Origin of the sequence: Roseovarius albus (genome assembly GCF_900172335.1) — a bacterium.
GTDB lineage: Bacteria > Pseudomonadota > Alphaproteobacteria > Rhodobacterales > Rhodobacteraceae > Roseovarius > Roseovarius albus.
In genome coordinates, this window is sequence record NZ_FWFX01000003.1 from 16384 (window position 1) to 31061 (window position 14678).

14 protein-coding genes are annotated in these 14678 nt (G+C 54.7%); 6 read left to right on the forward strand and 8 right to left on the reverse strand.

Annotation, left to right across the window (positions count from 1 at the left end):
• Positions 1-4 precede the first annotated feature (4 nt).
• The gene (locus tag ROA7450_RS05445) at positions 5-850 is read left to right on the forward strand and encodes an EamA family transporter (protein ID WP_085804684.1); all 846 of its coding nucleotides are present in this window, start codon (positions 5-7) and stop codon (positions 848-850) included.
• 3 nt (positions 851-853) lie between these two features.
• On the opposite strand, the gene ROA7450_RS05450 is transcribed toward ROA7450_RS05445, so the two are convergent.
• The gene (locus ROA7450_RS05450) at positions 854-1555 is read right to left on the reverse strand and encodes a response regulator (protein WP_085804685.1); all 702 of its coding nucleotides are present in this window, start codon (positions 1553-1555) and stop codon (positions 854-856) included.
• A complete protein-coding gene (locus ROA7450_RS05455) occupies positions 1552-2049 on the reverse strand; it encodes a MarR family winged helix-turn-helix transcriptional regulator (protein ID WP_085804686.1) in 498 nt (165 codons plus the stop codon). The genes ROA7450_RS05450 and ROA7450_RS05455 overlap by 4 nt, the downstream gene beginning before the upstream one ends.
• A gap of 159 nt (positions 2050-2208) precedes the next feature.
• Between ROA7450_RS05455 and ROA7450_RS05460 the strand changes: the two genes are divergently transcribed.
• A complete protein-coding gene (locus ROA7450_RS05460) occupies positions 2209-3075 on the forward strand; it encodes a branched-chain amino acid aminotransferase (RefSeq protein ID WP_085804687.1) in 867 nt (288 codons plus the stop codon).
• Positions 3076-3140: 65 nt separating this feature from the next.
• Here the strand turns inward: ROA7450_RS05460 and ROA7450_RS05465 are convergent, their stop codons facing one another.
• The 6 genes from ROA7450_RS05465 to ROA7450_RS05490 all read right to left on the reverse strand — a co-directional run bounded on the left by ROA7450_RS05465 (position 3141) and on the right by ROA7450_RS05490 (position 10548).
• On the reverse strand, positions 3141-4352 hold the full coding sequence (locus ROA7450_RS05465; protein WP_085804688.1) for an ABC transporter permease: 1212 nt from the start codon (positions 4350-4352) through the stop codon (positions 3141-3143).
• A 5-nt stretch (positions 4353-4357) separates the two neighbouring features.
• Positions 4358-5629, reverse strand: coding sequence for an ABC transporter permease (locus tag ROA7450_RS05470; protein WP_085804689.1), 1272 nt, complete (start codon positions 5627-5629; stop codon positions 4358-4360).
• Between the two features lie 100 nt (positions 5630-5729).
• Positions 5730-6821, reverse strand: coding sequence for an extracellular solute-binding protein (locus ROA7450_RS05475; RefSeq protein WP_085804690.1), 1092 nt, complete (start codon positions 6819-6821; stop codon positions 5730-5732).
• Positions 6822-6936: 115 nt separating this feature from the next.
• Positions 6937-8037 (reverse strand): ABC transporter ATP-binding protein, encoded by a 1101-nt coding sequence (locus ROA7450_RS05480; protein WP_085804691.1) that lies wholly within the window; start codon positions 8035-8037, stop codon positions 6937-6939.
• Between the two features lie 315 nt (positions 8038-8352).
• Complete coding sequence (locus ROA7450_RS05485; RefSeq protein WP_085804692.1) at positions 8353-9750, reverse strand: aspartate aminotransferase family protein; 1398 nt, start codon at positions 9748-9750, stop codon at positions 8353-8355.
• Between the two features lie 102 nt (positions 9751-9852).
• Entirely contained in the window at positions 9853-10548 is a 696-nt protein-coding gene (locus ROA7450_RS05490; RefSeq protein WP_085804693.1) for a GntR family transcriptional regulator, read from the reverse strand.
• Positions 10549-10695: 147 nt separating this feature from the next.
• Between ROA7450_RS05490 and ROA7450_RS05495 the strand changes: the two genes are divergently transcribed.
• From ROA7450_RS05495 to ROA7450_RS05510, 4 genes are all read left to right on the forward strand, one after another.
• A complete protein-coding gene (locus ROA7450_RS05495; protein WP_085804694.1) occupies positions 10696-11781 on the forward strand; it encodes a polyamine ABC transporter substrate-binding protein in 1086 nt (361 codons plus the stop codon).
• A 62-nt stretch (positions 11782-11843) separates the two neighbouring features.
• The gene (locus ROA7450_RS05500; RefSeq protein ID WP_085804695.1) at positions 11844-12965 is read left to right on the forward strand and encodes an ABC transporter ATP-binding protein; all 1122 of its coding nucleotides are present in this window, start codon (positions 11844-11846) and stop codon (positions 12963-12965) included.
• Between the two features lie 2 nt (positions 12966-12967).
• Positions 12968-13858, forward strand: a complete 891-nt coding sequence (locus tag ROA7450_RS05505; protein ID WP_085804696.1) for an ABC transporter permease subunit — start codon at positions 12968-12970, stop codon at positions 13856-13858.
• Positions 13855-14670: an ABC transporter permease gene (locus ROA7450_RS05510; protein ID WP_085804697.1), complete on the forward strand. Its 816-nt coding sequence runs from the start codon at positions 13855-13857 to the stop codon at positions 14668-14670. The genes ROA7450_RS05505 and ROA7450_RS05510 overlap by 4 nt, the downstream gene beginning before the upstream one ends.
• Positions 14671-14678 lie beyond the last annotated feature (8 nt).

Consider the following 14678-nt stretch of genomic DNA (forward strand, 5'->3'; position numbering starts at 1 on the left):
GCCCATGTCCCTGATTGTCTTTGTTGTGATCATCGGGGCGGCACTTCTTCACGCCTCTTGGAATGCCATGGTCAAGGGCAGCGCGGACAAGCTGACCAGCATGGCCGCCGTGGTCTTTGGTCATGCACCCTGCGCCATTGTGGCCCTGTTCTTCGTGCCCACTCCAGCTGCGGAATCCCTGCCCTACCTGCTGGCGGGCATCGGCCTCCACTTCGGCTATCAGCTGTTTTTGCTACAGTCCTACAAACTGGGTGATCTCACCCAAGTCTATCCGATCGCGCGCGGCTCAGCCCCATTGATGGTAGCCGGATTTTCTGTGGCGGTTCTGGGAGTCACGCTCAGCCAATCTGAATTGCTAGCGATTGGCCTAATTGGCATCGGCATCCTCAGCCTCACGCTGGTGCGTCGCGCCGATGGGCAACGCAATGCCGCCGCCGCGCTGGCCGCCCTCGCCACCGGCGGCTTCATCGCCTCCTATTCGCTGGTTGATGGCTTGGGGGCGCGGCTTGCAGGCACCTCTTTGGGCTTTTTTGCATGGCTCGCCATTGGCAACAGCATCCTGATGGCGCTCTACATCGCCGCCCGCTCGCCGCAAACCTTCAAGGCCGTCGCCACCCGTGGGCGCAAACTGTTCCTGATTGGCGGCAGCGCGTCATTTATCGCCTATGCTCTTGTCACATGGGCCTTCACGCAAGCGCCGATCGCCGTGGTCACTGCCCTACGCGAAACCAGCATCATCTTTGCTCTGCTGATAGGCGTGTTTTTTCTCAAGGAGCGGCTGGATCTGACCAAAGTGCTGTCCACGATGGTGACCCTGATCGGTGCCGCGCTGCTCAGATATGCGCGGTAAACCTCAATCCGGAATCAACATATACCCTTCACCGCGCACTGTTTGAAGATAACGCGGCTGTTTGGGGTCACTCTCGATTTTGCGGCGCAATCGAGTGATCTGCACATCAACTGCGCGCTCCTGCGCCTGCCCCTTGTCACGGCCCAGATCCTCGACCAGCTTGGCGCGGCTCACTGGCTCGCGCAGGTTTTCTGCAAAGATACGCATCAGTTGCACTTCGGTCGCGGTCAGGCGCACGGGTTCATCGCCGCGCATCATCTCAACCCGTTCAATATCAAACCGCACCGGCCCCATGGTCAGCATCTTGGGCGCAACTTGCTCGGGTTCGGGGTCTGGCATCCGGCGCAGGATCGCATTGATCCGCAGCAGCAATTCTTTCGGTTCAAACGGCTTCGGCAGGTAATCATCAGCCCCCGCCTCAAGTCCAGCTATACGGTCGTCAGTATCACCTTTGGCCGTCAACAGCAGAATCGGGGTTTGCAAAGTTTCACGCAGACTGCGGGTCAAGGCGACGCCGTCTTCGCCCGGCATCATCACATCCATGACGATCAGGTCGAACTCCAAGCCCGACAGGATTCGCCGCGCATGCCCTGCATCCCGCGCCACCGACACCAAAAATCCATTGCGCGCCAGAAACTTGCGCAGCAACCCGCGAATGCGCTCATCATCATCCACAATCAACAAGTGGGGGGCCGGTTCACTCATACATCTTTCTCCCTGATGGCCTGATAATGCCTGCGCATCTTTGCGTCCATCATCTGCTCAAGTACAGCGCGAAACCCTGCCACGGCCTCGGGCCCTGCATTGCGATACGCCGTCCGCATTCGGACCCTTTGCGCATCGCTCAGCTTCTTTTCCAACGCATCCCCCGCTTCTGTAAGAAACAGGTGCCGTTCCCGTTTATCCGACTTTCCCACCCGGCTTTCAACCAATCCGTCTTCAACCAATGTACGCAACACCCTGTTCAAGGATTGCTTGGTCACCCCGAGAATGCTCAGCAGGTTGTTAACAGTCGTGCCAGGACTACGTGAAATAAAGTGGATCGCCCGGTGATGGGCCCGCCCATAAGCCATGGTTTCCAGAATGCGATCAGGATCAGCCGTAAACCCCCGGTAAGCAAAGAACATTGCCTCGATCCCCTGCCTCAGCTTTTCATCCGTCAGAAAGAGAAGATCGTCACCGCTTGATCGACTGGTCATCCTGCACTCCGGTTACTTTCACTTAACGATACGATAATATGTCAGCTTTGTTGACATTCCAAGTGTGAACTGGTACCGAATCGCAGTTTCTGAGCAATTTTATGTCCGATGTGGACCTTACTCACGCAACAAATGAAAATATGGCCAAGGAGAATGGAAATGGCTGCTTATGATGACCGCGATGGCAAAATCTGGATGGACGGGGCGCTCGTCGAATGGCGCGATGCCAATGTGCACCTGCTGACACATGGGTTGCACTACGCCAGTTCGGTCTTCGAAGGCGAGCGGGCCTACAATGGCAAGATCTTCAAAAGCCGCCAACACTCCGAGCGCCTGCACTTCTCGGCTGGCCAGCTGGACTTTGAGATCCCCTTCTCGGTTGACGAAATCGAAGCCGCCAAAGAACAGGTTTTGAAAGTAAACGGCTTCACCGATGCCTATGTTCGCGCCGTTGCATGGCGGGGTGCCGGCGAAGACATGGGTGTCGCCAGCGCGCGCAACCCGGTACGTCTGGCCATCGCGGCCTGGGAATGGGGCAACTACTATGGCGACGCCAAGATGAAAGGCGCCAAGCTGGACATCGCCAAATGGAAACGCCCAAGCCCCGAAACCATCCCAAGCCACGCAAAAGCTGCTGGCCTGTACATGATCTGCACCCTGTCCAAGCACGAGGCCGAGGCCAAAGGCTGCTCGGATGCAATGATGTTCGACTATCGCGGCTACGTGGCCGAGGCGACCGGTGCAAACATCTTCTTCGTCAAGGACGGCGAAGTTCACACCCCAAAACCGGATTGCTTTCTCAACGGCATCACCCGCCAGACCGTCATCGGCATGCTGGAAGATCGCCAGATCAAGGTGCATGAGCGCCACATCGAGCCGGGCGAATTGGAAGGCTTTGAACAATGCTGGCTGACCGGCACTGCCGCGGAGGTCACCCCCGTAGGCCAGATCGGCGACTACACCTTTGAGGTTGGCGCTCTCGCCCGCGAAATCGCTGAGGGCTACGAGAAACTGGTCCGCGAATAAACTAGCACCTTACAAAGAAAAGGGCGCCAAATTCGGCGCCCTTTTTTTGTTTCTCTGTTTCGACCTTACTGCGGTGTCATCCCACGCAACCGCTCGGAGCGGCGGCGCAGGAATTCCAGCGTAATCAACAGGGCAATCGAAATCCCGACAAGGATCGTTGCCACAGCCAGAATGGTCGGGCTGATCTGTTCGCGCAGGCCGGTGAACATCTGCCAAGGCAGAGTTTTTTGGCTGGCCGAGCCAACGAAGAGCACCACAACCACCTCGTCGAACGAGGTGATAAAGGCGAACAGGCCGCCAGAAATCACACCCGGCAGGATCAGTGGCATCTGCACCCGGAAGAAAGTTGTTACCGGGTCCGCACCCATATTCGATGCGGCGCGTGTCAGGGACCGGTCAAAGCCCACAAGCGTGGCGGTCACTGTGATAATCACAAACGGAATCCCCAGAACCGCGTGCGCAAGGATCACTTTGACATAACCTACGAAGTTTTTGTTAAAGCCAAGCGTGCCTTCCATCCAGTTGCCGATTTGCGCATAGAAAAAGAACATGCCCGTGGCCGAGATGATCAGCGGCACGATCATCGGCGAAATCAGAATGGCCATGATTGCCCTGCGTCCCGGTACGTGGGATTGCGACAGGCCGATCGCCGCCAACGTTCCAAGGCTCACAGAGATGATCGTGGCTATGGGCGCGATCAGCAGAGAGTTCTTGAAGCTGCGCTGCCACTCATTGTTGGTAAAGAAGTCTTGATAGTGCTTCAGGGAATAGCCTTCCGCCTCAAACCGCAGCATTTCGGGCGTGAAGGTAAAGAAGTCCTGAGAGTTGAATGACAGTGGCATCACCACAAGGATCGGCGTGATCAGGAAGATAAAGATCGCCCCACAGATCACCCGAAACCCATAGTGCCACAGCACCTGACCGGGTGTGAGATAGGGCAGCAGGCGTTGGCGATAGCGGCCTTCGTACAGCCAGTAGATAAACCAGCTATAGAACCACCCCGCCAGTGCGCCGATGATGGCTGCAGGAATGCCCCCGAGGACAAAGCCCAAGGCCGCCATGCCCACAATGGAGATCCATTTCGCCAGTTTCTCGTTCTTCAGTACCTGCGTGTAGACAAACGCCAATCCGGCGATGGCGGCTGCCCCGATGATTATGCCCATAAGACCAGAACCATTCGCGGTTCCGACGAAGAGACCAAGAATGGCCCCCGCGGCGGCGACAGTTGGCAAAACCAGTGACAGTGGCTTGCGTGAGATCGGTGTTAATGCTGCCATCTGCCTTACCCCAGTTTAACGTTATCGATGCCAACGATCTTGTCGTAGGCCCAGTAGAGAATAAGGACCACCACCAGCAGGATCGTTCCCAATGCGGCCGCAAGACCCCAGTTGAGCGAGCTGGAAATGTGATAGGCAATCCGGTTCGAGATAAAGACACCTTTGGTGCCGCCAACGATTTCAGGCGTGATGTAGTAACCAATCGCCAGAATGAAGACGAGGATCGAGCCCGCGCCAATCCCGGGGATCGACTGCGGGAAATACACCCGCCAGAAGGCTGTCCAGTTGGTCGCCCCCATTGACTTGGCCGCGCGCAGGTACGTCGGCTGGATCGTCTGCATCACCGAATACATCGGCAAGATCATGAACGGCAGCAGGATGTGCGTCATCGCCACGATGGTACCAAACTGGTTGTTGATGATCACAAGTCGCGATTCATCCGCTACAAGGCCCAGCCAAACCAGCACCTCGTTGATCACACCTTGCTGTTGCAACATCACCTTCCATGCGGATGTCCGCACCAACAGCGAGGTCCAGAACGGCAGCAACACAAGGATCATCAGCATATTTGACTGCCGTGCTGGCAGGTTGGCCAAGATCCAGGCAATGGGATAGCCCAGCAATATACAGGCCCCCATGATCACCAATGACATGATCAACGTGCGAATAAACAGCTTCACAAGGATCTGTTTGTTTTCCGGCTGCGCCTGTGCCCCTTCGGGCGTTTTCTGCATATCAATCGCGTTCAGGAAATAGCCGTTCGTGTAAAGACCAGAGTGGGTCTGTATGGTTTTCCAGACGTCCATATCACCCCAGCCCTTATGCAGGTCGAGGAACTTTTCCTTAAACGGCGCATCCGCTTCGGGATCCCACTTTTTGATCGTCCGGCCTGATTTGCGGAACATCGAGGCGATGCCGGTTTTCTCGTAATTCAGGCGCGTCGCCAACTTGGTATGTTTTTTAGCCTCAACCGCCTTGATCATATCTCGCGCCATCGCGGCATAGACTTCCTCAGACGGTAATTCTCCGGTCGAGGAATCCCACTGGGCCAGAATCGGAACGGTTTCCGGTAGCGTATTCACTACAATGTCGTTTTCGACAGAGCGGAACAGCATAGACAGGATCGGGATGATAAAGGAAACCAGCACAAACAGCAGCAGCGGTGCAATCAACAACATCGCGCGCGTTTTCTGAACTCTCAAAGCACGATTAAGGCTGCGCTTTAACGGTGTCCCGTCAGCGGCCAGAACCGGGCCATTTTCGGCGGTGTCACTCATCTATATCCCCATCGGTTCTTGTTATTCTTTTATGGTGCCGTCGTTGGTGCGGCTGTGGAAAGGGCCGGAACCAGCCCTTCCCCATATCAGTCAGCAATAATTATTGCGCCAACCAAGCCTGGAATTTGGCTTCGATGTCGTCGCGATAATCCGCCCAGAACTCGTAGTTATAAAGGAACGTGTTCGCCGCATTGTTCGGATCGGTTGGCATGTGTGGCGCCATGTCGATACCCAGATCGGCGTGCTTACCAACCAGTGGGGCCGAGGACTTGCGTGCCGGACCATAAGAGATCCACTTGGCTTGGTCGGCCAGACGCTGTGTGTCTGTCGCGAACATGATGTAGTCCAGCGCACGTTCTTTGCGCTCATCGCTCAGGCCAGCAGGGATAATCCAACCGTCAAGGTCAAACACCTGCGCGTCCCAAAGCATCGCAACCGGCTGGTTTTGCTCTTCGATTACGCTAAACAGACGACCGTTGTAGGTCGAACCCATGACAACTTCGCCGTCAGCCAGAAGCTGTGGCGTGTCCGCACCAGCAGACCACCAGACAACGTCGTCTTTGATGGTGCCCAGTTTGGCCAGAGCTTGGTCTTGACCTTCTTCGGTCGCCAGAACGTCATAGACGTCTTCTTTGGCAACACCGTCACAAAGCAGCGCCCATTCCATGTTGTTAATCGAACGCTTTTCCAGCGACCGCTTACCAGGATAGGTTTCGGTATCAAAAACATCACAGATCTTGCTTGGTGGTGTGTCACCTACCAGATCAGTGCGATAGCCGAATGTGGTCGAATAAACGATCTGCGGAATAAAGCAGTCGCCAACCAGCAAGTCACCGAAGTCTTCGGATGCTGGTGTGCCATCCGGTGCAGGGGCCAGCATCGTGTCTGGATCGATTTCCATCGCCAGACCTTCGTCGCACAGACGCAGTGCGTCCGCCGCAACCACGTCTACAACGTCCCATGTGACGTTGCCCGCTTCGTCCATTGCGCGCAGTTTCGCAACCGCTTCAGCCGAGCTGTCATCGTTGATGATGGTGATGCCGGTCTTTTCCGAATACGGGTCGTGATACGCATTCTTTTGTGATTTCGTATAAGCGCCACCCCAGGAAACGATGGTCATTTCCTCGGCTGCAACCGCGCCTGCCGCAACAGTCAGTGCTGTCGTTGTAAGCAGTGTTTTGGTCAGTGTCATACAATAGTCTCCCTAATTAACCCGCTGTTAACTATGCAGAGCCCCCGTCACGGGCAAAACGTTTGAGCTCTTTGTTCATCGCACGCCGCAGGCGCCGTGCGATATTCCTTAGCCCTTAGGCATCTAGTGCCCGGCAATCTTGTGGCAACCAGCCAATCTCGATCTGCTCGCCCGGCTGCAGACGCACCTGATCCGGTGCGTTCCGGGTTTTGACGATGAACTCGTCATTTCCTGCCACCCGCAGACGCGTGCGGAAAATGTCACCCATATAGATGAATTCCAGCACCTCGGCCTTGAGCGTATGCGCACCTGCTTGCAGGCGATCTTTGTTGAATTCAACCCGCTCTGGGCGGATCGACACACGGGTACGATCACCCACGGCGCTCACGTTCACCGGCTTACAGTCAATCAATTCGCCATCATCCAACTGAACAACAGCCTGATCGCCTTTCAGCTCTTTCACCGTGCCTAGCAGCGTGTTGTTCTCGCCAATGAACTGGGCCACAAAGCTGTTCTTTGGTTCTTCATACAGGGTATCCGGCGGATCAAGCTGCTGAATACGACCATCGTCAAACACCGCGACGCGATCTGACATGGTCAATGCTTCAGTCTGGTCATGGGTCACGTAAACCGTAGTAATCCCCAAATTATGCGCAAGATGGGTGATTTCGAACTGCATCTTTTCACGCAGCTGTTTGTCCAGCGCGCCCAGAGGCTCATCCATCAAAACTAGCTCGGGTTCAAACACCAGTGCCCGCGCTAGGGCGATCCGCTGTTGCTGACCACCAGACAACTGTGCCGGACGACGCCCCCCAAAGGCGCCCATTTCCACCATATCCAAAGCGCGTTTGACCTTTTCCTCACGCTCCGACTTACCGATCTTGCGCACTTCCAGCGGAAAGCTCAGGTTCTCGGCGATGGTCATATGCGGGAACAAGGCGTAATTTTGAAACACCATGCCAATGCCACGCTTGTGCGGAGGAATGTTGTTGATCGAAACACCGTCCAGCTTGATCGCCCCATGAGTCGCCGTCTCAAAACCGGCCAGCATCATCAGGCAAGTTGTCTTGCCTGAGCCGGAAGGCCCAAGCATCGTCAAAAACTCGCCTTTGGGCATTGTCAGGTTGAGATCTTTTACGACCAGTGTTTCGCCGTCATAGCTCTTTTGCACACGTTCAAATTCAACGAACGCATCGTTGTTCTGCGACTCGGCCAACTGTGTCTCCCTATTGTTTTATCGCGGTTTGCCCACGTTATATCGCAAACTAAACTCCTAAAAACGCCGCCATGCAAGGCCAGCGCGACAGTTTCTTTAACATTTACGACACAATTTTTTTCGCACTTTCAAATGTGTTTCCTGCCTGCCCCCTAAAGGCAGGAGTAAATAAAGCAGATTTCTAAGTGTGAACATCTATATGATTAGAAACAATAATCACCAGATTCCCAGCAAATATTTGCCCCAAATATATAACAAGAAAATCCGCAAGCGAGGCTCCACTTGCGGATTTCAATGGTTACTAGTTAGTACGACTCAGCTTGCGGCCTTCAACAGACCTTCGTCCTTCAGTTGCGCGTGCGCCTGATCCAGCGCTTTCCACGCCCGCTCGACCAAAGTGTCGATCTCGGCATTTGTGATCACCAGAGGTGGCGAAATCACCATGCGGTCGCCCACGTGACGCATCACCAAATTGTTGGCAAAGCAATGTTCACGGCAGATCAGGCCTGCAGTCCCCGCCTCAGCAGCAAAGGCCGCCCGGCTATCTTTGTGCGGCGTCAAAGCCATCGAGCCCATCAGGCCACACAGCTGCGTTTCGCCCACCAGCGGGTGTTCATTCAGGCTCTCCCACTTTTTCTTCAAGTACGGCGCGGTTTCCTTGCCTACCTTTTCAACAATGCCCTCTTCGTCCAGCAGGCGCAGGTTTTCCAGCGCAACAGCACAGGCCACAGGATGGCCCGAATAAGTGTAGCCGTGGTTAAACTCGCAGCTGTTCATCACTTCAGCCACTTCATCGCAAACGAGCGATCCGCCAATTGGCGCATAGCCCGAGCTCAGACCTTTGGCGATGGTCATGATATGTGGCTTGATGTCAAAGGTCTCGCAGCCAAACCAATTGCCAGTGCGACCGAACCCAGTGATCACCTCATCCGCGATCAGTAAGATGTTGTATTGCTCGCAAATGCGCTGAATTTCCGGCCAATAGGTTTCTGGCGGGATGATCACCCCACCGGCACCCTGGATCGGCTCACCGATGAAGGCCGCGACCTTGTCTTCCCCCAGCTCCAGAATCGCCTCTTCCAGCGCGCGGGCACGCTGCAGGCCAAATTCATTTGGATCGGTGTCACCGCCCTCGGCATACCAATTTGGCTGATCGATATGGTGAATATCCGGGATCGGCATACCGCCTTGTGCGTGCATACCTGTCATTCCACCAAGTGAGCCGCTGCCAACAGTCGAGCCGTGATAGCCGTTCTTGCGCGCGATAATGGTTTTCTTTTCAGGATGGCCCTTCTCGGCCCAATAGGTTCGCACCATACGGATATTAGTATCATTGGCCTCAGACCCCGAACCGGCATAGAATACATGGTTCAGATCATGCGGCGACAGTTTTGCCAACCGTTCCGACAGTGCAATCGCAGGCACATGCGAGGTTTGGAAAAACGTATTGTAATACGGAAGCTCCAGCATCTGGCGCGCGGCGACCTCAGCCATCTCCTTGCGGCCATAGCCAACATTCACGCACCACAGGCCGGCCATACCGTCCAGAATCTCGTTGCCCTCGCTATCCGTCAGGGTCACACCCTTGGCGCGCGTGATGATCCGCGCGCCTTTCGTGTTCAGCTCGCCGCCATTGGTAAACGGGTGCAGGTGGTGGGCCGCATCAAGCGCCTGAAGTTCGGCTGTGGGCATGTGATTGGAAATGACTGTCATGACAGACCCTTCTCAAAAGTAAAAATGACAGAATCAGTGCCTCGGCGCTGATCTGATTTGCTCGCGACCAGAATATGATCAAATTTTTCGCTGTCAATCGAATCAGCGCTGCGCTGCTTCCAATTCTAATGCGATGCGCACCTGTTCCATCCCCTGGATCACATCTTCCCGAATGGCCCGCGCCGCGGCTTCCGCATCCCGGGCATGCATCGCATCCAGTACTTCTTTGTGTTTATCTGGAAGGTTTTGCGTGCCCATCCGCCCACACACCACACGCAAGGACGGGCCAAATCGCAACCACAACCCATCTGCCAAATCCGCCAAAATCGGCGCATCCGCAATTTTATAAAACCGTTTATGGAATTTATAATTCAGCTCCAAATAGCTCTGTAGATCCCCCTGACTTATGGCTTTGTCGTGTTCCGAATCAATTTTCGTGAGGATTTCCAGGTCATCCAACGTCGCCCGCTCTGTCGCGCGCAGTGCCAAATGAGGGTCAAGCCATTGTCTTGCAAGGATTAATTCACTGATATTATCCGCATTCAAAAGCGGCACACACACACGACGGTTACCTTGAAATTCCAACGCACTTTCTGCGGTCAGACGCCGGATCGCCTCGCGCACAGGTGTCATTCCGGTGTTCAATCGCTCCGTCAGGCCCTGAATTGTTACGGGCTGGCCCGGTGCAAGATCGCCAAACAGAATCAGGTCCCGCAACCGACGATACACCACTTCATGCGCAGGTAATCTCCCAGCAGTTTGAGCAGCTTGGCCGATTTCCTTGTTGGGTTTGTTCATAACTTTGAGCCTTTGTAGCGCGTCGGTAATTCTAAATTCTTGCGAGTTTAACCTCTGCGTGAAAACATTACCATATTGCCAAACGCGATCTAATTTGATCAAATCCGCGCAAGGCGTCAACGATATGCCGACCAACGGGAGAAAACTATGAAAAGACTAATCCTGACCACAACAGCCGCTCTGGCCCTTGGTGCACTGAGCGCCACAGCCGAAGAAGTGCGCGTTTACAACTGGTCTGATTACATCGACGAAGAGCTGCTGACCAAATTCGAAGAAGAAACCGGGATCAAACTGATCTACGACGTCTTCGACAGCAATGAAGTCCTGGAAACTAAAATGTTGGCTGGCGGCTCGGGGTACGACGTTGTTGTGCCGAGTGGCTCATTCCTTGCGAGGCAAATCGAAGCTGGAGCATTTCAGAAACTCGACAAGTCGCAACTGCCGAATTCTGAAAATATGTGGGGTGCCATCGAAGAACGCACCGCTGGGTATGACCCAGGCAACGAATACTCCATCAACTACATGTGGGGCACAACTGGGATCGGGGTGAACACTATCAAAGTGGCCGAAGTCCTTGGTGAAGACGCACCGATCGATTCGCTGTCACTGCTTTTCGATCCCGCAAACATGGAAAAACTGGCGTCATGTGGCGTCTACTTCCTCGATGCCCCAGATGAAATGATTCCTGCAGCGCTGAAATACATCGGTGAAGACCCCAACAGCGCGGACCCTGATGTCATCGAAAAAGCAGAGGAAGTCTTCACTGCTGTTCGTCCGTACATCAAAAAATTCCACAGCTCTGAATACATCAATGCGCTCGCAAATGGCGATATCTGCGTGGCCTTTGGTTGGTCAGGCGATGTCTTGCAGGCGCGTGACCGTGCCGCCGAAGCGGACAACGGGGTTGAGATAGCCTACAACGCGCCGAAAGAAGGTGCCCTGATCTGGTTTGACCAAATGAGCATTCCGACAGATGCCCCAAACCCAGAAGGCGCGCACAAGTTCCTGAACTTCATTATGGATGCGGAAAATATGGCGGCTGCATCGAACTACGTCTATTACGCGAACGGAAATGAAGCCTCGCAAGAGTTTCTGGTCGAAGACGTGATCGACGATCCAGCGATCTACCCGAATGAAGAGACAGTGAAAAACCTCTACACCAAGGACGCCTATCCACCAAAGGTCCAGCGTAAAGCGACACGGTTGTGGACCAAAATCAAATCAGGCACCTAACAGCCTTTGAATAAAGCCCGCGCAAGACACTTGCGCGGGCTCTTTTTTATCCGGGGATAGTGATGAACCAGACCGTCTTTGCACCGTGGGAAGATCCCGCTGCCAAACCGCTTATTCAGTTCAAAAACGTGACCAAGCGCTACGGCGACTTCACCGCGATCGACAATCAGTCGTTTGATATCTACGAACAGGAATTTTTTGCCCTACTTGGCCCATCGGGCTGCGGCAAGACCACCATGATGCGGATGCTCGCGGGGTTTGAAACCCCGACCGAAGGCACCATCTTGCTGGGCGGCGAGGACATCGCCCCTATCCCCCCGAACAAACGCGCTGTGAACATGATGTTTCAGTCCTACGCGCTGTTCCCGCATCTTTCGATCTGGGAAAACATCGCCTTTGGCCTGCGTCGCGATAAAAAACCAAACGACGAAATTCAGGCCCGGGTTGAGGAGATGCTCAAACTCACACGGCTTACGCAGTTCGCAAAACGCAAACCCCACCAAATTTCTGGTGGCCAACGCCAGCGCGTTGCCTTGGCCCGCTCACTGGCCAAAGCACCAAAACTCCTACTTTTAGATGAACCGCTGGGCGCGCTGGATGCCAAGCTGCGCCAAGACACTCAGTTCGAACTTATGGACATTCAGGAAAAGACAGGCACCACCTTCGTGATCGTGACCCACGACCAAGAAGAGGCGATGACCGTCGCCAGCCGAGTCGCAGTGATGGACCACGGCCAGATAATTCAGGCCGCTCCACCGGCACAAATCTACGAAGCCCCGAACTCTGTCTATGTCGCCGATTTCATCGGTGATGTAACGATTATCGAAGGCGCCGTGACCGCCAAGGACAACGGCTATGATATTGCCTTTGCCGAAGGTCAATCGGTCTACGCCGAGTCCACACTCAACTTGACCAATGGTCAAACGGGCTATATCGCAATCCGCCCGGAAAAGGTGGCGATCTCGTCTGAAAAACCTGAACGCGTCCGTAACGCCGTACAGGGTAAAATCATTGATATCGCTTATCTGGGCAATCTTTCGACCTACTATGTCGAATTGCCAAACGGACAAACCGTCAAATCGCAAACCGCCAATACCCGCCGCCTGTCACGGCGCAGCTTCACTTGGGAAGATGAGGTGTGGCTTTCGTGGACAGATACCGCCGGTATCTTGCTGGAGCGCTGATCATGCGTCGCGCTGTCCTGATCCTTGTCCCATATCTTTGGCTGCTGGCACTGTTCCTAGTGCCGTTTCTGATCGTTCTAAAAATCAGCCTAAGTGATACCGCAATCGCGATCCCGCCCTATACCCCAACACTTGATTTTTCTGCAGGCTGGCAGGGAATAAGAGAATTCTTTTCAGAGTTGGATTTTGAGAACTTCATCTTCCTGACCGAAGATGATCTCTATTGGAAAGCCTATCTTTCCTCACTCAAGATCGCCGTGGTCGCAACCTTCCTGACCCTGCTCGTCGGTTACCCCATGGCCTACGGCATGGCCAATGCCGCTGAACATTGGCGTCCAACACTAATGATGTTGATCATCTTACCGTTCTGGACCAGCTTCCTGATCCGGGTTTATTCTTGGATGGGCATCCTCTCGACCGAAGGATATCTCAACCAATTCTTAATGGGGATCGGTGTTATCTCGGAACCGCTGGTCATTCTGAATACCAACATCGCCGTCTACATCGGCATCGTCTACACCTACCTGCCCTTCATGATCCTGCCGATCTATTCGGCGCTTGAACGGCTGGATGGCTCACTCCTGGAAGCCGCTGAGGATCTCGGCTGCTCACGTCTGTCCGCCTTCTGGCTGGTGACGATCCCCCTCAGCAAGGGTGGTATCATCGCCGGCTGCTTTCTCGTCTTCATCCCAACCTTGGGTGAGTTTGTCATTCCATCGCTGTTGGGCGGATCCGAAACCCTGATGATCGGTAAAGTGCTTTGGGAAGAGTTCTTCAACAACCGCGATTGGCCGGTGGCCAGTGCGGTGGCCGTGATCCTGCTGCTGATCCTGATCATCCCGATTGTGCTGTTCCAGCGCAACGAGCAAAAGCAACGGGAGGCCGAAGGATGAGGCGTCTAACCTGGTTCAACACCACCTCCCTCACGCTGGGCTTTGTGTTTCTGTATCTGCCGATGGTCATCCTGATCATCTTCAGCTTCAACGAAAGCAAACTCGTTACTGTCTGGGCCGGTTTCTCAACCAAATGGTACGGCGAAGTGATCCGGAACGAGGCGTTTTTAAGCGCTGCTTGGGTCACCCTTCGTGTCGCTGTGGTAAGCTCCACCATTGCCACCGTATTGGGAACCATGGCCGCCTATGTTCTGGTGCGCGCAGGTCGCTTCAAGGGACGCACGTTGTTTTCCGGCATGATCTACGCGCCCCTTGTGATGCCCGAAGTGATCACCGGTCTGTCGCTCTTGCTGCTCTTTATCGGGATCGGGCTCGATCGCGGGATCTTCACCATCATCCTCGCGCACACCACGTTTTCGATGTGCTATGTCTCGGTGGTGGTTTCCTCGCGTCTGGTCAGCTTTGATCAGTCCCTGGAAGAGGCGGCATTGGATCTGGGCTGTACCCCGATGGAATCCTTCCGTCTGGTCACGCTCCCGATCATTGCCCCTGCGGTCATCTCCGGCTGGCTGCTGGCCTTCACCCTGTCGCTTGATGATCTGGTCATCGCCAGCTTCACTGCCGGCCCTTCGGCCACGACCTTGCCGATCAAGATCTGGTCCTCGATCCGCCTTGGTGTTAGCCCAGAAATCAACGCGCTTTCGACCCTTATGATTGGGGTGGTCACGGTCGGCGTGATCACCGCCTCGATCATCTCGAAACGGGCCACCTTGCGACAACAGGCCGAAGAACGCGCTGCCGACCAACCCTAAAGGGCGAC